General features: G+C 44.0%; 13 protein-coding genes. 9 read left to right on the top strand and 4 right to left on the bottom strand.

Annotation, left to right across the window (positions count from 1 at the left end; genetic code table 11):
* Nucleotides 1-162: 162 nt before the first annotated feature.
* A complete protein-coding gene (pncB, locus tag EKN56_RS04960) occupies nucleotides 163-1,371 on the bottom strand; it encodes a nicotinate phosphoribosyltransferase (protein WP_130590794.1) in 1,209 nt (402 codons plus the stop codon).
* A gap of 261 nt (nucleotides 1,372-1,632) precedes the next feature.
* Here pncB and pepN point away from each other — a divergent pair, with 261 nt between their 5' ends.
* From pepN to EKN56_RS04945, 3 genes are all read left to right on the top strand, one after another.
* On the top strand, nucleotides 1,633-4,251 hold the full coding sequence (gene pepN, locus EKN56_RS04955; protein WP_130590793.1) for an aminopeptidase N: 2,619 nt from the start codon (nucleotides 1,633-1,635) through the stop codon (nucleotides 4,249-4,251).
* 200 nt (nucleotides 4,252-4,451) lie between these two features.
* Entirely contained in the window at nucleotides 4,452-5,462 is a 1,011-nt protein-coding gene (pyrD, locus tag EKN56_RS04950; RefSeq protein WP_130590792.1) for a quinone-dependent dihydroorotate dehydrogenase, read from the top strand.
* A 191-nt stretch (nucleotides 5,463-5,653) separates the two neighbouring features.
* On the top strand, nucleotides 5,654-6,211 hold the full coding sequence (locus tag EKN56_RS04945) for a cell division protein ZapC (protein WP_130590791.1): 558 nt from the start codon (nucleotides 5,654-5,656) through the stop codon (nucleotides 6,209-6,211).
* A gap of 18 nt (nucleotides 6,212-6,229) precedes the next feature.
* On the opposite strand, the gene EKN56_RS04940 is transcribed toward EKN56_RS04945, so the two are convergent.
* Nucleotides 6,230-7,333 carry a YcbX family protein gene (locus EKN56_RS04940; RefSeq protein WP_130590790.1) on the bottom strand — a complete coding sequence of 368 codons (1,104 nt, stop codon included), beginning with the start codon at nucleotides 7,331-7,333 and terminating at the stop codon, nucleotides 6,230-6,232.
* A gap of 207 nt (nucleotides 7,334-7,540) precedes the next feature.
* Between EKN56_RS04940 and rlmKL the strand changes: the two genes are divergently transcribed.
* The 6 genes from rlmKL to EKN56_RS04910 all read left to right on the top strand — a co-directional run bounded on the left by rlmKL (nucleotide 7,541) and on the right by EKN56_RS04910 (nucleotide 16,204).
* Nucleotides 7,541-9,712, top strand: a complete 2,172-nt coding sequence (rlmKL, locus tag EKN56_RS04935; RefSeq protein ID WP_130590789.1) for a bifunctional 23S rRNA (guanine(2069)-N(7))-methyltransferase RlmK/23S rRNA (guanine(2445)-N(2))-methyltransferase RlmL — start codon at nucleotides 7,541-7,543, stop codon at nucleotides 9,710-9,712.
* Between the two features lie 3 nt (nucleotides 9,713-9,715).
* Nucleotides 9,716-11,620, top strand: coding sequence for an ABC transporter ATP-binding protein (locus EKN56_RS04930; RefSeq protein WP_130590788.1), 1,905 nt, complete (start codon nucleotides 9,716-9,718; stop codon nucleotides 11,618-11,620).
* A gap of 357 nt (nucleotides 11,621-11,977) precedes the next feature.
* Entirely contained in the window at nucleotides 11,978-13,180 is a 1,203-nt protein-coding gene (gene pqiA, locus EKN56_RS04925) for a membrane integrity-associated transporter subunit PqiA (protein WP_246020053.1), read from the top strand.
* An 11-nt stretch (nucleotides 13,181-13,191) separates the two neighbouring features.
* On the top strand, nucleotides 13,192-14,817 hold the full coding sequence (gene pqiB, locus EKN56_RS04920) for an intermembrane transport protein PqiB (protein ID WP_130590786.1): 1,626 nt from the start codon (nucleotides 13,192-13,194) through the stop codon (nucleotides 14,815-14,817).
* Entirely contained in the window at nucleotides 14,814-15,383 is a 570-nt protein-coding gene (gene pqiC / locus EKN56_RS04915; RefSeq protein WP_130590785.1) for a membrane integrity-associated transporter subunit PqiC, read from the top strand. The genes pqiB and pqiC overlap by 4 nt, the downstream gene beginning before the upstream one ends.
* A 71-nt stretch (nucleotides 15,384-15,454) precedes the next feature.
* Nucleotides 15,455-16,204, top strand: a complete 750-nt coding sequence (locus EKN56_RS04910) for a MipA/OmpV family protein (RefSeq protein WP_130590784.1) — start codon at nucleotides 15,455-15,457, stop codon at nucleotides 16,202-16,204.
* Nucleotides 16,205-16,282: 78 nt separating this feature from the next.
* On the opposite strand, the gene EKN56_RS04905 is transcribed toward EKN56_RS04910, so the two are convergent.
* Nucleotides 16,283-17,164 carry a D-hexose-6-phosphate mutarotase gene (locus EKN56_RS04905; protein WP_130590783.1) on the bottom strand — a complete coding sequence of 294 codons (882 nt, stop codon included), beginning with the start codon at nucleotides 17,162-17,164 and terminating at the stop codon, nucleotides 16,283-16,285.
* Between the two features lie 102 nt (nucleotides 17,165-17,266).
* Nucleotides 17,267-18,262, bottom strand: a complete 996-nt coding sequence (gapA, locus tag EKN56_RS04900; protein ID WP_130590782.1) for a glyceraldehyde-3-phosphate dehydrogenase — start codon at nucleotides 18,260-18,262, stop codon at nucleotides 17,267-17,269.
* Nucleotides 18,263-18,516: the final 254 nt, after the last annotated feature.

Genomic DNA, 18,516 nt, shown 5'->3' with positions numbered 1-18,516 from the left:
CAATCACCGTCATACAACATCGGGTATTCGCTTAAAAGTAGAGGTACTTTTAGCGAGATGGCCTATTGAATGCCGGGGTAATTGATAAAGGTACTAAAAAAAGCCGCCTTTTTACAATAGAAGGGCGGCTTTTCTTTTCATTTACTACATTTATGTAGTGAATTAATTGCCTCGTTTCACCAGCGGTAAATTGAAGGCTTTATGTAATGCTTTGACAAACGCTTTATCCTGACAGATGGTTTTCCCCGGGCTGTCCGACAGTTTCGCTACAGGCTTACCATTACATTGAATCAGTTTTATCACGATATTCAGTGGACTGACATTGGGAATGTCGCAGGTGAGACGAGTTCCAATACCGAAGACCAATTTAATCCGGGTATGAAACCGTTTGTACAACGCCAGAGCTTTATCCAGATCGAGGTTATCAGAAAACACTAACATTTTAGTTAATGGGTCGATTCCTAAATTCTGATAGTGAGCAATGGCTTTTTCGCCCCATTCAAACGGATCGCCAGAGTCATGTCGTAGCCCTTCATACTGGCTGGCAAACTGAATGCCGAAATCACGTAAGAAGGCATCCATGGTAATACAGTCCGTCAGTGCGATTCCCAACAGATCAGGATACTCATCCAGCCAACCCTGTAAAGCAGCACGTTGGCTGTTGGCCAGAACCGGGCTTATCTGTTGAAAAGCCTGAAACCACTCATGGGCCTGAGTACCTATTGGTGAAAGATTCAGGCGACGAGCCAGATCGTAATTACTGGTTCCTGCCATATAAGGAGAAAATTCTTGTTGCAACAGATGAACAATATCCCGCTGAACCGCTTTGCTATAACGACGGCGAGTACCAAAATCAGAGATTCTGAATTGCGACAGATCGACATCAGCATAATCCTGACGGAAGCGGGCTAATTTCTCTTTTAAATGTGAAATAGCCTGTTCGCTACCTACATCGGGCGTTCTGTGACGATGTATGGTTTCGCTAATTACCGCTAACAGGGGAACTTCCCACAGAATAGTTTCATACCACAGTCCGGTAATACGAACTTTTAGTCGACCTTTCTCGTTGCTTACTTGCACCTGAGCCGGATTAAAGCGGAAGGTTTTTAACCAATCGAGATAATCCTGCTGAAAAAAGGGCAGTGAGGTCAGATATTGATACTCATCTTCAGTTAATGCCAAATCACGCATTAATGATATCTGCTGGCGGATTTCATCTGCATATTCACCCAGAAGATCTTCGCTGCGACAGCGAAACTCTGCGACCACAGTGGTATTACGATAACGATGGAAAACGGCCTGCTGCATATGCAGCTTATAAGCATCGGTATCTAATAATGACGTAAGGATGGGGGTTGCCTGTTGTTTCATGTTGCGGTTACTGTTTTCTCATTAGGTGACGCACTGAAATATCCAGAGAGTATACCTTTAATATCAGGTTAATAAACCCAGAAAATGTGCGGTTTCCACTCTGACTTTCTATTCAGTCAGGCACAATACTGAATAACTTCCGTGAAGAAAATGATTATTTTTCGTGTTTAACCGGTTGGAGTTTTGCATCTGATTGTTAAGAAGCATAGACTCAAATGATAAATTAATTGAACAACATCGTTTTTCTTATATAGGTTTTTTATGACTCAGAAACCACAAGCTAAGTACCGTCAGGATTACCGCAAGCCTGACTTCACTATCACCGATATTGATTTATCCTTTGATTTAGCACCAGAAACCACTCAGGTAACGGCAATCAGTCAGGTTCAACGTCAGGGTGAGAAAGAGGCGCCATTAGTATTAGACGGTGAAAATCTGACATTAATTTCCATCAGTGTGAATGATACTCCCTGGACTCACTACCAACAGCAGGAAGGTAAACTGGTATTAGAACAACTGCCAGACAACTTCACACTGAAGATTATTAATGAAATTCATCCTGCCGCTAACAGTGCTCTGGAAGGGCTATACCTTTCTGGTGAGGCTTTGTGTACTCAGTGCGAAGCTGAAGGTTTCCGCCATATTACCTATTATCTCGACCGTCCGGATGTTTTGGCTCGTTTTACCACGCGCATTGTGGCGGATAAACAGACTTACCCTTATTTATTGTCGAACGGTAATCGCATTGCGCAGGGAGATTTGGATGATGGTCGTCATTGGGTGCAATGGCAGGACCCTTTCCCTAAACCTTGTTACCTGTTTGCGCTGGTGGCCGGTGACTTTGACGTATTAAGAGATACATTTATTACCTGTTCAGGCAGAAGTGTGGCGTTGGAATTGTTTGTCGATCGTGGAAATATCGATCGCGCCGACTGGGCAATGACTTCACTAAAAAATTCCATGAAGTGGGATGAGCAACGTTTTGGTCTGGAGTATGACTTAGATATTTATATGATCGTTGCCGTTGATTTCTTCAATATGGGCGCGATGGAAAATAAAGGACTAAACGTATTTAACTCCAAATATGTGTTAGCTAAGGCTGAAACAGCCACCGATAAAGATTATTTGAATATTGAATCGGTAATCGGTCACGAGTACTTCCATAACTGGACGGGAAATCGGGTTACCTGCCGGGACTGGTTCCAGCTTAGCCTGAAAGAGGGGCTAACGGTTTTCCGCGATCAGGAGTTCAGTTCCGATTTGGGCTCTCGTGCAGTAAATCGTATTGACTCAGTACGCGTTATGCGTGGAGCGCAGTTTGCTGAAGATGCCAGCCCAATGGCGCATCCAATTCGTCCTGATAAAGTTATTGAGATGAATAACTTCTATACTCTGACGGTGTATGAAAAAGGCTCGGAAGTGATCCGTATGATGCATACTTTACTGGGAGAAGAGAAATTTCAGGCGGGAATGAAGCTCTATTTCCAACGTCATGATGGCAGTGCAGCCACCTGTGATGATTTTGTTCAGGCGATGGAAGATGCATCCGGTATTGACTTAACGCTATTCCGTCGCTGGTATAGCCAGTCAGGAACGCCACAGTTAACGGTGCGCGACAGCTACGATAGTGCAAAACAGCAATATACTTTGACCGTTAGTCAATTTACGCCACCAACTCAGGATCAGGCGGAAAAACTACCGTTACATATTCCATTGAGTATTGAGCTGTATACCGATAGTGGCGAAGTTATCCCACTATATTCCGCAGGGAAACCGGTAAATTCAGTGCTGAATATTACTCAGGCCGAACAAACGCTGGTGTTTGAGCGCGTACCACAGCAACCGATAATCTCTTTATTAAGAGAGTTTTCTGCGCCGGTTAAATTGGATTACCCTTATACCGATAAGCAACTGGCATTTTTAATGCAGCATTCCACCAATGATTTTTCCCGTTGGGATGCAGCACAAATGCTGTTGGCAAAATATATCAAAGAGAATGTCACCCGATTACAGAAAGGTGAGGCGTTTGAATTACCTTTGCATGTGATTGATGCTTTCCGCGCTATTTTATTAAGCGACCAATTAGATCCGGCACTGGCAGCGCTGATATTAAGCCTGCCGTCAGAAAATGAGATGTCAGAACTTTTTGATATTATCGATCCTGACGCTATTCATCAGGTCAGAGGTGAATTAGTTAACTGTTTTGCTCAAGAGATGCAGGATGAGTGGCTGGCGGTTTATTTAGCTAACAGAACTGATGAATATCGTATTGAACACAGTGATATTGCCAAGCGAGCATTAAGTAATACTTGCCTCGGCTATTTAGCATTTACCGAAACTGAGTTTGCTAATAATCTTATTGGCCAGCAGTATCATCAGGCTAATAATATGACCGACGCATTAGCGGCATTATCCGCTGCCGTTGCCGCACAATTACCGTGTCGCGATAAATTGATGCAGATATTTGATGAGCGTTGGCATCAGGATGGTTTGGTGATGGATAAATGGTTTATATTGCAGGCCAGCAGTCCTGATAATGCGGTGCTTAACAATATTAAAGCATTATTAAATCATCGTTCTTTTAGTATGAATAATCCAAACCGGATCCGTTCATTAATTGGCGCTTTTGCCTCTACCAATCCCTCTGCATTCCATGCTAAAGATGGGAGTGGATATGCATTTTTAACTGAAATTCTGACTGAACTGAATCAGAAAAACCCACAGGTTGCTTCACGTCTGATTGAGCCATTAATACGCCTTGGTCGTTACGATCGGAAACGTCAGGTATTAATGCGTAATGCGTTGGAGAAATTGACAAAACTGGATAATCTCTCCGGCGATCTATTTGAGAAGATCAGTAAAACGCTAAATGGTGAATAATTCCCTTTGACCTGAAAGGCCGGCGATGATGTCGGCTTTTTTATACATGCTTTACGCATAAATGCTCGATTTCCTGTAATTGATCATTTCTTTTAGCACGCCAATGCTGAATAATATGTCTCCGGTCGATAGCCCGGACTAAAAACCAATCCCATCGGGCTGCGTGAGTTGTCATTTTGGGCAGGTTTTTAAGGAGAAGTATGTTTTACCCTTTCATCAGAAAAGCACTGTTTCAGCTCGATCCAGAGCAGGCACATGAGTTTACCTTTCGCTTACTTCACCGTATTAATGGTACGCCATTACAGTGTCTTATTCGCCAGTCTGTTCCCAATAAACCCGTTAACTGCATGGGACTTAATTTTAAAAATCCATTGGGCTTAGCCGCCGGTTTGGATAAAGACGGTGAATGTATTGATGCTTTTGGAGCAATGGGATTTGGGTCTATTGAAGTCGGTACTGTTACGCCAAAGCCACAGTCAGGAAATGAAAAGCCAAGGTTATATCGGATCGTATCGGCAGAAGGGTTGATCAACCGAATGGGGTTTAATAATCTCGGCGTTGATAATCTGGTAGAGAATATTAAGAAGACACGCTTTGACGGAATTATCGGTGTAAATATTGGTAAAAATAAAGTTACGCCGGTAGAGCAGGGTAAAGATGACTATTTGATTTGTATGGATAAAGTATATCCATATGCCGGTTATATTGCGGTAAATATATCTTCTCCAAATACGCCAGGATTAAGAACATTACAATATAGTGAGGCGTTGGATGATCTATTAGCGGCAATTAAGAATAAGCAACTTGAATTAGAAAAGCGTCATGCTAAATATGTTCCCATTGCCGTAAAGATCGCCCCGGATCTTTCTGAAGAAGAATTGATCCAGGTAGCTGATAGTTTAATTCGGCACAATATCGATGGTGTAATTGCAACCAATACCACATTAGATCGGAAATTAGTTGATGGATTAATTAATAGCGATCAATCTGGCGGATTAAGTGGTCGACCTTTACAGCTTCGTAGCACTGAGATCATTCGTCGTTTATCCACAGAACTTAAAGGGAAACTGCCTATTATTGGCGTCGGTGGAATAGACTCATTAACCTCTGCCAGAGAGAAACTGGAAGCAGGGTCTTCATTAATCCAAATATATTCCGGCTTTATTTATAAAGGTCCGGGACTGGTGAAAGAAATTCTCACACATATTTAATCTTATTTCTTATTAATTGATCACCGGGGGTTTATTTTTTCTCCCGGTTGTTCTATATTTTAAGCGTTTGTGATTGCGTTTATATTGTTAGTCATAATTATCAGAATCTTTATCCAGTTAATTAGATAATATTGGACGTTATCTGGGATAAAGATTGAATTAAATAAGCTTCATAGTTTAAGGAAAGTGTAATGAGGATTAAGCCAGATGATAACTGGCGCTGGTATTTTGACGATGAACACGATCGGTTAATGTTAGATTTATCTAATGATATGATTTTCCGCTCTCGGTTCCCGGCCAAAATGTTGACGCCTGATGCGTTTACCGAATCCGCATTTTGTGTTGATGATGCCGCGCTATTTTTTGAATTAGAAGAACGCTGCCGTTGCTTACCTTTAACTAATGACCAGCGTGCGGAATTAAATTTAAATGCGCTGACGGCTTATCGTTTTTTAAAGCCATTGATGCCGAAGAGTTGGTATTTCGTTCAGCAGAGAGTGGAATTACAGCCTCAGAATAACGAGATAGTTGCCGTTACCCTGATTGATAGCGGTGAGACGGTGTTATTGCTGGTGGTTGATGCTGGAGAGAACGCCAGCCTGTGTCTGGTGGCTCAGCCTTATCTGGCGCTCTCTGGTAAAGCTCTGCAACTGGGTGATGCAATTAAAGTGATGCACGACAGAATGAGTGCCGTAAGTATCATCAGCCAGGATTCTTCCCCGGACTATCTGCTCGCACAAGCAGTATAACCAAACTAGCTTAACTCATTAAGCTAGTTTGATATTGCCTTTTGGTATGCAACTACAGGCAAGGACCGAGCCATCTCTTTTTATTGCGCCTTTTCGCATGGCACTTACCTCTCCCGTTTCCAGTTTGATTCTACAACACCCACATATACCCGCCCGACAAGAGTAGGGAATTTGAATACCGTTTTGCTCCAGTTGTTCCAGTAATACCTGCTGATTATTACCAATAAAGGTGTGCTCACCATAGCTGATCACCACATCTTTTGGTTCCACTTGCTCAGGCTCAAGCACTTCCACAGGGTCTTTGGATTTATAGACTCTGGCAGGATGGGTCGCCAGTACTTCAATCGAATCACCTAAACGAATAACGCCATGATTTCGGGCAATCATATTCTGACCAAAATCCACGTCGCCATTTTCTGCAGTTCTGAACTGTTGAAGGGTGCGTAAAGGTTCACCCTGAGGATGTTTACGACCATTTTCAGTATTTACGGTGGTTAAAACACAGCGACTGCAGGGTTTAACTAAATCAAAAATAACTTCACCAATACGAATGGTTTGCCAGCTATCTTCCGCAAATGGTGCGGCATCGCGAATAATCAGATTAGGGCGGAATTGCTCAATCACAATACTGCCCAGGCAGCGCGACTGTAGTACCTGAAATGAAGTCTCATTGATTAGCAAGTATGGGAAACCATCGGCAAAAGAGAGGGGCACTTCAGGACGGTTCTTTACCCGACGAGTAAGTTCCGGACCCACCCAGCGAAGCTGTACTTCCTTATTTAAATAACTGCTTAACCATTGATTGATGCTGTCAGGAGCAATATGAGCCGTAAAATGGTTTCCCCAAACTTCGGTTGGAGAAAGGGTTTGAGAAAAATCACTAAAACCGACCATTTTACTTTGCCCATCGGGCGCAGTAATCGATACACCGTTAATCAGTAATGCAGGAATAAAGCGAACTAACTGTGGATACTGTCGGGCGGTAATAAATGTTCCATTCGGGTCGGTCACCATAAAAATACGGTCAAATGCCAAACCACTTTCACCAACCTGAGCATGAGAAAGCTCCAGACCCCTCATTGATTTAACCGGATGAACATATAAACGAGAAAGAGTAACCACGTAACAACTCCATTGATAGCAGGTGAAGCTCACAGACGCCAGAAGCTAACGATATGATATGGCAGCATAAATTAATATGTAACCTGAGGAGTATCGACACTGAACGGCGGTGATTCGAGATTTCACTAATTAATAGAGGGTAACTTTATGACAAAGCGCATGGATTGGCTATAATGCACCACTATTTTTATTATGCGGTGTAACCTTATGATCTCTCTGTTTGCCAGTACGGCGCGTGGGCTGGAAGAATTATTAAAAACTGAGCTGGAAGCGCTGGGGGCAAGTGCCTGTAAAGTGGTGCAGGGCGGTGTGCATTTTGAAGGTGACGAACGCCTGATGTATACCAGTTTGCTATGGAGCCGGTTAGCTTCACGCATTCTGTTGCCGTTAAGCGAATTCCGCGTATACAGCGATATGGATCTGTATCTTGGCGTTAATGCCATTAACTGGCCTTCTCTGTTTGGGGTTGATAAAACCTTTGCCGTTAATTTCACCGGCACCAACGAAGAGATTCGCAATAGCCAGTATGGCGCTTTGAAAGTGAAAGATGCCATTGTTGACAGCTTTACACGTAAAGTTCAACAGCGCCCGGATGTGGCAAAAGTTCAGCCTGATATTCGTATCAACGTCTATTTGCAAAAAGATCGTGCCAATGTTGCCATTGACTTAAGCGGTGATGGTTTACATCAACGTGGATATCGCGATATGGCAGGTCAGGCCCCGTTAAAAGAAAACCTGGCGGCGGCAATTGTGATGCGTTCTGGCTGGCAGCCAGAAACACCAATGGTTGATCCAATGTGCGGCTCCGGTACTTTGTTAATTGAAGCCGCTATGGTGGCGGCTGATATCGCTCCGGGCCTGCGTCGTGACTATTGGGGTTTTAATCAATGGCTTGGGCATAATGCAGAGCTATGGCGTGAATTGCTGGCTGAAGCACAGGTTAGAGCCAGCCGTGGCATCAATAAAATCCAATCACGTTTCTATGGTTATGATCACGATCGTCGTGTCATTGAGATTGCTAAAAACAATGCTCGTCGCGCGGGTGTTGCCAGCCTGATTCAGTTTGAAACTCAGGAGTTAACTCGTTTAACCAATCCATTACCGGCAGATCAAAAGGGAACGGTACTCAGTAACCCTCCCTATGGCGAACGTTTGGATAGTGAACCCGCACTGATTGCCTTACACAGTGCGCTGGGCCAGATAATGAAGCGCGACTTTGGCGGCTGGAACCTCTCTTTATTCAGCGCATCACCAGAACTGTTAAGCTGCCTGCAACTGCGGGCAGGGCGCCAGTTTAAAGCGAAGAATGGTCCGCTGGACTGCGTACAGAAAAATTACTCTCTGGCTGAAAATAGTGAAAGAAGCTTGTCTCAGGGCGATCATTCCACAGGGATTGACGGTGAGAGAAATGCTGAGCAATCGGTACAGATAGCGGCAGATTTTGCCAACCGGCTGCGAAAAAATGTGAAAAAGCTGGAGAAATGGGCAAAACAGGAAGGTATTGAGTGCTATCGTCTTTATGATGCCGATTTGCCTGAGTATAACCTGGCGCTCGATCGTTACGGCAGTAAATATGTTTTACAGGAATACGCACCGCCAAAAACAGTTGATCCACAAAAAGCACGTCAACGCCTGTTTGATGCTATCAATGCCACATTGGCGGTTCTGGAATTACCTGCCAGCGCATTGATTTTAAAAGTCCGCGAAAGACAGAAAGGCAAAAGTCAGTATGAAAAACTGGCACAGAAGGGCGATTTCTTCCTGGTCAATGAGTTTGGCGCTAAGTTGTGGGTTAACCTGACTGACTATCTGGATACTGGCCTGTTCCTCGACCATCGCATTGCGCGCCGAATGTTGGGGCAGATGAGCCGTGGTAAAGATTTCCTTAATCTGTTTGCCTATACCGGTTCAGCCAGTGTACATGCCGGAATCGGCGGTGCGCGTACCACCACTACGGTTGATATGTCGCGTACCTATCTGGAATGGGCGGAACGTAATCTGCGGGCTAATGATTTGGTTGGCCGACAACATCGGTTGATTCAGGCGGATTGTCTGGGTTGGATGCATGAAACGAATGAACAGTTCGATGTGATCTTTATCGATCCACCAACGTTCTCCAACTCTAAACGGATGGAAAACAGTTTTGATGTGCAACGTGACCATCTGGCTTTAATGGCGGATTTGAAAAGAATGCTGCGCCCTGGTGGCACCATCATGTTCTCCAACAATAAACGTGGCTTTAAGATGGATATGGATGGCTTAGCTAAACTGAAACTCAGTGCGCAAGAAATTTCCGAAAAAACGTTGTCTGCCGATTTTGCCCGTAACCGACAAATTCATAATTGCTGGCTGGTGTCTCATGCCGGTGAGGAAAAGTAACAGATGTCTTTAATTAATATGTCAGGTGCATGGCTGTCATTCAGCGATGCGCCATTATTGGATAATACTGAACTGCATATTGAACCCGGTGAACGCGTTTGTCTGGTTGGGCGTAACGGTGCAGGTAAATCTACGTTATTAAAAATTCTGAACCGCGAAGTGCCGCTGGACGATGGACAACTGGTATTTGAGCAGGATATCGTCGTTGCTCGCCTGCAACAGGACCCACCTCGTAACGTGGAAGGAAGCGTTTTTGATTTTGTGGCCGAAGGTGTTGAGAAGCAGGCTGAACAGTTAAAAGAGTATCACCACCTGTCTCAACTGGTGGGTAGCGATCCCAGCGAACAAAACCTGAAGAGATTAGCCAGTTTACAAGAGATGCTGGAACATCAGGGAAGCTGGCTGATTGATAGCCATATTCGCGCGGTGTTGGCGAAGCTGGAGTTGGTAGCCGATGCACCGTTGTCATCCTTATCTGGTGGTTGGTTGCGTAAAGCCGCACTTGCTCGCGCTTTGGTATCTTCCCCTGATGTATTGTTGCTTGATGAGCCAACGAACCATCTGGATATTGAAACTATCTCCTGGCTGGAAGAGTTTTTGAAAGAGTTTGATGGCAGCATTGTCTTTATCTCTCATGACCGTTCATTTATTCGCAGTATGGCAACCCGTATTGTTGATTTAGATCGCGGTAAGCTGGTGTCCTGGCCCGGTAATTACGATCTTTATCTGGAAGGAAAAGAAGAGGCATTGCGGGTTGAAGAGCTACAAAACGCGGAGTTTGATCGCCGGCTGGCTCAGGAAGAGGTTTGGATCCGCCAAGGGATCAAAGCGCGTCGTACCCGTAATGAAGGACGTGTTCGTGCATTGAAAGCGATGCGCAATGAACATGCTGCTCGCCGTAATACCATGGGTACAGCGAAAATGCAGGTGGAAGAGTCGCTGCGTTCCGGAAAAATTATTTTTGAACTGGAGAATGTTAGTTACAGCGTGGCAGGAAAAACGCTGGTAAAAGATTTTTCAGTTCAGGTTCAGCGTGGCGATAAGATCGCACTGATTGGCCCAAATGGCTGTGGTAAAACCACCTTGTTGAAGCTGATGCTACAACAGCTACAGCCAGACAGCGGTAAGGTACGTTGTGGGACAAAGCTGGAAGTCGCCTATTTCGATCAGCATCGGGCCGAATTGGATCCAGATAAAACCGTTATTGATAATCTGGCGGATGGTAAACAGGAAGTGATGGTTAATGGGCGTTCCCGTCACGTGCTGGGTTATTTGCAGGATTTTCTATTTCATCCTAAGCGCGCCATGACACCGGTGCGGGCGTTGTCTGGTGGGGAGCGCAATCGCCTGTTACTGGCGCGGTTATTTTTGAAACCCAGCAACCTATTGATTCTCGATGAACCAACCAACGACCTGGATATCGAAACCCTGGAACTGCTGGAAGAGTTATTAAATGACTATAGCGGTACCGTATTGTTGGTAAGCCACGATAGACAATTTGTTGATAACTCGGTAACAGACTGCTGGATTTTTGAAGGGCAGGGAGTCATTAAACAATATGTTGGTGGTTATTTCGATGCTCATCATCAACAGGCCAATGCCAAAGAGTTGCGAACTCCTGTTTCTGCTCCAGAATCTAAACCTGTAGCACAAAAAGCGGAAGAAAAGAAACGCACTAACAATAAACTAAGCTACAACCAACAGCGTGAACTGGAGGGATTACCCGCCAAAATAGAGCAGTTGGAGGCAGAAGTCGCTGAGTTTCAGGCTAAAGTTAGTGATGCTTCATTCTTTAACCAACCTCATGAAGTCACGCAAAAAGTATTGATGGATCTAGCAACGAAAGAACAAGAGTTTGAACAGGCATTCCTACGTTGGGAAGAACTGGAATCTCAGAAAAACGGATAATCCAAAAGACAAAACCTGTGTTAAATGCTGTAAAAACAGGCGGTTGATAATATTAAATCAATTTTTTGATAAACTTTATTAACCGATAAAATAAATAATATGATAAATGTATTATTCAGAATGATAGTAAATATGGCATTTTTCAACCTTGATTGAAGATGTGTTTCAACGTAATGGATTATACTGAGTGTGCTAATGGGTGTTCTCTCTGAATGATAAAAGGTGGTAGCAATGTGTACTGATGCGGGTTGTTCCCATGCATCACTGCCACGGGTAAATATCAAACAGACCCATGGCGATGCGGTAACGGTAGAAGAATCTAACGATAAGCTGGTGTTATGCCCACAATGTGACTGGATGGTCAAGCTTCCTGATATTAAACAGGGAGATAAAGCAGTTTGCCCACGCTGCCATACCACTTTAAGTGCTCTGTGGGTGGAGCCTGTTTTACAACCGGTCAGTTGTGCTATCAGTGCACTTATCATGTTGGTGTTTGCCAACCTGTTCCCATTCATCAATATGCAAGTTTCAGGTATCTACAATCAGATAAAGTTGATGGAGATACCTGAAGCAATGATGAGTGACGATTACGCCAGTCTGGCAACGTTATTCATTATTTTTATTCAGCTTATTCCGGCATTTTGTATGGTTGCCATCATTTTGCTGTGCCTGAAAGTCAGGCTACCTTATCGCTTGAAAGTGATTATGGGACGGATTATCTATCTCGCCAAAGTTTGGTGTATGGTGGAAATCTTTCTGGTTGGGGTGCTGGTAAGTTTCGTAAAACTAATGGCTTATGGTGATATTGGCATTGGTCCCAGTTTCGTACCTTATTGCCTGTTTTGTTTACTTCAGGTACGCGCATTTCAGTGTCTGGATCGTTACTGGCTATGGCAAACTATTCAGCCGGCGCCGGAACTACCTCATACACCTCAGGTTGGTCTATCCGGTATGGAACAAGGGCTAAGGTCCTGTTCATGCTGTATGGCTATTTTACCTATAGATGAACATCAATGCCCGCGTTGCCATACCGTTGGTTATGCCAGACGTCGCAATAGTTTGCAGTGGACTCTCGCACTATTGGTGACATCCATTATGCTTTATATACCCGCCAATATATTGCCCATCATGGTGACTGAAGTCTTAGGGAACCCAATGGCATCCAATATTATTTCTGGTGTTATTATCCTCTGGGAAGATGGTTCTTATCCTGTTTCGTTGGTGATATTTATTGCCAGCATTATGGTTCCTACTTTAAAGATAATGGCTATCGGCTGGCTGTGTTATGACGCCTCCGGAGCCGGAAAATTAGGCAATAAGCTAGACCGTGAGAAGATGCATTATCTGTACGAAGTGGTCGAGTTTGTTGGTCGATGGTCGATGATAGACGTATTTGTGATAGGGGTTTTGTCTGCCTTGGTTCGAATGGGGCGATTGATGAGCATCTATCCTGATGTTGGTGCAGTACTGTTTGCTATGGTGGTTATTCTAACCATGATTGCGGCTATGATGTTTGATCCCCGTCTTTTGTGGGATCGTAAAAAAATGATTAACCAATAAGGAGCCTGAGCGTGCAGGATAGTCATCAGGACGTAGCAAAAATTGAAAAAATAAAGCGCTGGTCACCCGTGTGGATTATTCCTATCGTGACAGTGCTTATTGGTGCCTGGATCCTTTTTTACCATTTTAGTACTCAGGGGCCGGTTGTTACTCTGATCACCACTAATGCTGAAGGTATTGAAGCAGGCAAAACAGCTATTAAGAGCCGTAACGTTGGGATCGGTATCGTAGAGAGCGTGTCTTTAAGCGACGATTTGAAGCAAGTCGTTGTCACCGCTCGTTTGCATGATGGAATGGTTAAACTGCTCAATAAAGGTACAGTCTTTTGGGTGGTAAAACCCCAAATTGGCCGGGAAGGGGTATCGGGTTTAAACACTCTGCTTTCCGGGGCTTATATTGAGCTACTTCCGGGACATGATAAACAGGAACAGGATAAATTTACTCTGGAGGAGAATGCGCCTTTAGCTTCGGCTGATACAAAAGGATTGCGTGTTTCACTGGAGAGTAAACAGCCAAGCCGCCTGAATGCTGGCGATCCGGTACTGTTTCGTGGTTTTCGCGTAGGTACTGTAGAGAGCAGTGAATTCGATCCAAAAGAACGGGTAATGCGTTATAGCCTGTTTATTATGGATGCTTATCGTGGATTAGTGACCAGTAACGTTCGCTTCTGGCAAGACAGCGGTATTGCGTTTGATATGTCATCACAAGGGGTTCGGGTTGAAATGGCCTCGCTGGATACCTTGGTAGCCGGAGGCATTAGTTTCGACTTACCAAACGGTTGGGCTCAGGGCGATCCTGTTAAAGATAATGACGAGTTTGAGCTTTATTCCGATCAGAAGAGTATTCAGGAGTCGTTGTATACCCGACATGAAGATTTCTTACTCTATTTTGAAGATTCTATTCGTGGCTTGCAACCAGGGGCGCCGGTTGAATTCAGGGGGATCAGGGTTGGTACTGTTTCAGAGGTACCGTTCTATATGCCTGAATTGAAGATGACAAATAATAATTACTATGTGCCAGTCCTGATTCGTATTGAACCCGATCGAATTCAAAATCGATTTGGCAAAGATTTTGATATGAAGGCACATCTGTTGGCATCAGTAGATGCTAATGGTCTGAGAGCATCATTGAAATCAGGCAACCTGTTAACAGGTGCGCTGTTTGTTGATCTCGATTTCCATAAAGACGCAAAACCGTGGAAAGGGCCAAAAGAGGTGTACGGACATCCATTGATTCCAACCATGTCAGGTGGATTGGCTGAAATTCAAAAACGTCTAATGACGGTATTGGATAAAGTTAATAACATGCCAGTTGAACCAATGCTGGCAGAGATGACCAATACCTTAAAAGAAACGCGTACCATGATGAATAATCTGAATGCGATATTGTCCAGCAAAGAGGTTAATAGCCTGCCTAAAGATATGCAGAAAACTCTCACCGAGTTGAATCGTAGCCTGAAAGGGCTTCAGCCGGGCTCAACGGCATATAGCACTATGGTTGCGGATATGCAGCGTTTGGATCAGGTTATGCGTGAATTGCAGCCAATATTGCAAAAACTGAATCAGAAGAGTAACGCACTGGTATTTGAAGCACCAAGTGCTAATGACCCTACGCCAAAAAAGGCCAATAACCAATGATGAAATGGACTATTGCAACTCTTGCGCTGTTATTGAGCGCCTGTAGCAGCCAGTCGCAGGTATCCTATTATCAACTGCCACCGGTGAGTGCGGCTAAAACCAGTTCGGCTGCTATTGCGGTTAACTCTGGCAAGCAGTTGTGGATTGAAAATGTTACGGTGGCAGATTTTCTTAGTGGAACCGGTATTGCTTATCAAACCAGCAATGTGAAATACACCATAGCCAATAACAATCTTTGGGGTAGTAGCCTGGAGCAGCAATTAAAACAAGCATTAACCGATAATTTAAACGCCCAACTCAACGGTTGGGTTGTGTCTGCACAACCTATTGGTGGAAGTAGCGATGTGGATGTGTTGCGCGTAACGGTAAACGGATTCCACGGTCGTTATGACGGTTATGCTGTGGTTAGTGGTTATTGGATATTGCAACATGGGACCCAAATTATTCGTCGTCCTTTTGATATTGAGATGCCGCTACAAAAAGATGGTTATGATGAATTGGTTCATGTTTTGGCTAATGCCTGGCAACAAGAAGCAGTGCAAATAGCAAAAGCACTAAAGAATTAAACGATAAATCAATGTAATGAGAACATTACACGTTAATTAGTAACGAATAATGTGTAAATCAGGGGGTAGTGATGAAATTAAGTCGTATTGTTTGGCGTTCATGTATTTTAGGTGCCGTATTGGTTGTTCCTGTCGCTAATGCGGATACCTGGTCTATTGGGGCCGGAGCAGCAGTAGAGATGTATCCTTATAAAGGTGTTGATAATAAGATATCGCCTTTACCAACGATTGTTTATGAAGGAGAACACTTCTACATTCGAGGTATCGGTGCTGGTGCTTATGTCTGGAAAGATAGCCAGAATCAACTGTCACTGGATCTCTATTACTCACCATTACGTTTCCGTGCTAGTAAAAGTGACGATCGTCAGATGAAAAAGCTGGATAATCGTGACTCAACAATGATGGGCGGAGTCAGCTATAAGCATACGGCTGACTGGGGTACTATCAGAACTTCATTCTCGGCGGATATGCTGGACGAAAGTAATGGTCTGCGTGCTGATATTGCTTACTTGCATCCTTTCGTGCTGAATGATTTAAAAATTACTCCGGGAGTGGGTGCTGCCTGGTATAGCAGCAACTTTAATGATTACTACTATGGTATATCTGGTAAAGAATCTGCGCGTAGTGGTCTGGATAAATATGAAGCCAACAGCAGTTGGTCTCCTTATGCTGAATTGACCGCAACCTATAAGATCAATAATAGCTGGAGTACCTACGCGACAGGCCGTTATACCCGTCTGGCCAGTGAAGTGAAAGATAGCCCAATGGTTGATAGGTCGTATTCAGCCCTTGTTGCTGGTGGTGTGACTTATACTTTCTAATATCGATTAACTAAAAGATTTATTCTTTTATAAAACCGGTCAATAAATTGACCGGTTTTATTTTGCCCAAACTATTTATTATGCTGGTTCGTTTTTATGACAACGAATAGTCATCGATAGATACTGTGGTTTGTCGCTATGTACTTCAATCGGTTGATGGGCATTGGCAGTCTCAACGCAGACCATCGTTTTATAACCATCGTTTTCCATATCTTTCATACCGCTGGCACCTTCAGCCGCCGGGTTCCAGGTCACAACATCACTGGCATTACGGTGATGAACTTCAATGCTGCGGCCAAAGACCGGATCCTGAATCAAACTAAAGGCTTCTGGCTGGCTGTAAACACGATCTACAGGGCCGGCAAAAGTGAGCGTTTTATCATTGGTATCATGTTCACTACTCGTGATGGTATCGAGATAGTGAGAACCTAATCCGGATATGCTGATTTGAGAAATATCGGCAATATTGAAATAAGTATGAAGGGCGGAGGTGATTGAGTAATCACCATGGGACTCCAGCTCAATTTCACAGGTAGTACCGAGCTTAATACGAGCGATAAGGCAAAAAGAGTGAGGCCATATTTTGCGTGTTTGTTCATTGTCTTCTAAAGAGAAGGTGAGCCAAACTGATTCTTCGTTTGCATCATGTGCAGTCAATTGCCACAGCTCATTTCTGGCAAAGCCATGAGCAGGGGAGGCGACTTTACCAAACCAGGGCCAACAAACAGGAACCCCACCACGAATTGCGATACCTTGTTTAAAGTGGCTGGCTTTGCTTAACCAGATGACAGGTTCTTCACCATTAGGCTGCCATGACAATAGATGGGCACCCTGTAGTGCAATAGCGCCTCTGGCTTTAGGGTGATTAACCACAATAATGGCTAATTCATCTTTTTTACGCAGGGTTAAATAGGGAGTTAATTGCTGTTCTATCGGTAATGAAAAGAGAAAGTCTGACATAGCGTTGCCCTTCTAATCATAGCTAATTTGCAACTTGATACGGTGCTAATAAAAAAGGGCAGCGATTACGCTGCCCTCTTGAATCAGAACGATTGATGTCTCTTATTTAGAAACGTGAGCAATCAGGTCTAATACTTTATTTGAATAACCGATTTCGTTATCGTACCAGGCAACAACTTTCACGAAGTGGTCGTTCAGAGAGATACCTGCTTTGGCATCAAACACAGAAGTGCATTTTTCGCCCAGGAAGTCAGTAGAAACAACGTCATCTTCGGTGTAACCCAGAATACCTTTCAGAGCACCTTCAGAAGCAGATTTCATTGCTTCACAGATATCTTTGTAAGAAGCTGCTTTGTCTAAACGTGCAGTTAAGTCAACTACAGACACATCTGGAGTTGGAACACGGAAAGACATACCGGTTAATTTACCGTTCAGTGAAGGAATAACTTTACCTACTGCTTTAGCTGCACCGGTAGAAGAAGGGATGATGTTCTGAGCTGCACCGCGGCCGCCGCGCCAGTCTTTATGAGACGGGCCATCAACAGTTTTCTGCGTTGCAGTTGTTGCGTGAACAGTGGTCATCAGCGCTTCAACAATGCCGAATTTGTCGTGCAGAACTTTAGCAACTGGAGCCAGACAGTTAGTAGTACAAGAAGCGTTAGAAACGATGTCCTGACCAGCATAGGTAGAATCGTTCACACCCATAACGAACATAGGAGTATCGTCTTTAGATGGGCCAGTTAACACAACTTTTTTAGCGCCAGCGGTGATGTGCTTACGAGCAGTTGCATCATCCAGGAACAGGCCAGTTGCTTCAGCAACAACATCAACGCCAACTTCGTTCCATTTCAGGTTTGCTGGATCTCTTTCCGCGGTGACACGGATTTTCTTACCATTAACGATTAACTGACCGTCTTTCACTTCAACGGTGCCTTTGAAACGACCGTGTGTAGAGTCATACTTCAGCATGTAAGCCATGTATTCAGCGTCGAGCAAGTCGTTGATTGCAACGATTTCAATGTCAGTGCGTTCTTGTGCAGCACGGAATACGAAGCGACCGATACGGCCAAAACCGTTAATACCTACTTTGATAGTCATATTGTTCCACCAGCTTGTTTGTTAGTGAATGAAGTGAATTTAAAACCTGCCAGTAAAATTACAAAAACCTTGCAAAACGTCAAGCGGAATCGTGTCAATCATTGTCAGCAATCACAAAAAAAGTCTGAGTACAAGTGAGAAACGGACGCAGTTTTGCTGGTTTTTTGTGCTTTTCAGGCGGTCTATCGGGTGCCGATTTTTCAATTATAACCCCATTCGATACGAATTGGGTAATTATTGCTGTTTTGCCTCTG

Source organism: Limnobaculum zhutongyuii (assembly GCF_004295645.1).
GTDB classification, from domain to species: domain Bacteria; phylum Pseudomonadota; class Gammaproteobacteria; order Enterobacterales; family Enterobacteriaceae; genus Limnobaculum; species Limnobaculum zhutongyuii.
This window is presented reverse-complemented; position numbering and strand designations above follow the sequence as displayed.

Bases quoted from the DNA above. Each gene is read 5' to 3' on its own strand.
- pncB (WP_130590794.1), bottom strand. From the start codon at position 1,371: ATGAAACAACAGGCAACCCCCATCCTTACGTCATTATTAGATACCGAT.
- pepN (WP_130590793.1), top strand. From the start codon at position 1,633: ATGACTCAGAAACCACAAGCTAAGTACCGTCAGGATTACCGCAAGCCT.
- pyrD (WP_130590792.1), top strand. From the start codon at position 4,452: ATGTTTTACCCTTTCATCAGAAAAGCACTGTTTCAGCTCGATCCAGAG.
- EKN56_RS04945 (WP_130590791.1), top strand. From the start codon at position 5,654: ATGAGGATTAAGCCAGATGATAACTGGCGCTGGTATTTTGACGATGAA.
- rlmKL (WP_130590789.1), top strand. From the start codon at position 7,541: ATGATCTCTCTGTTTGCCAGTACGGCGCGTGGGCTGGAAGAATTATTA.
- EKN56_RS04930 (WP_130590788.1), top strand. From the start codon at position 9,716: ATGTCTTTAATTAATATGTCAGGTGCATGGCTGTCATTCAGCGATGCG.
- pqiA (WP_246020053.1), top strand. From the start codon at position 11,978: ATGGTCAAGCTTCCTGATATTAAACAGGGAGATAAAGCAGTTTGCCCA.
- pqiC (WP_130590785.1), top strand. From the start codon at position 14,814: ATGATGAAATGGACTATTGCAACTCTTGCGCTGTTATTGAGCGCCTGT.
- EKN56_RS04910 (WP_130590784.1), top strand. From the start codon at position 15,455: ATGAAATTAAGTCGTATTGTTTGGCGTTCATGTATTTTAGGTGCCGTA.
- EKN56_RS04905 (WP_130590783.1), bottom strand. From the start codon at position 17,164: ATGTCAGACTTTCTCTTTTCATTACCGATAGAACAGCAATTAACTCCC.
- gapA (WP_130590782.1), bottom strand. From the start codon at position 18,262: ATGACTATCAAAGTAGGTATTAACGGTTTTGGCCGTATCGGTCGCTTC.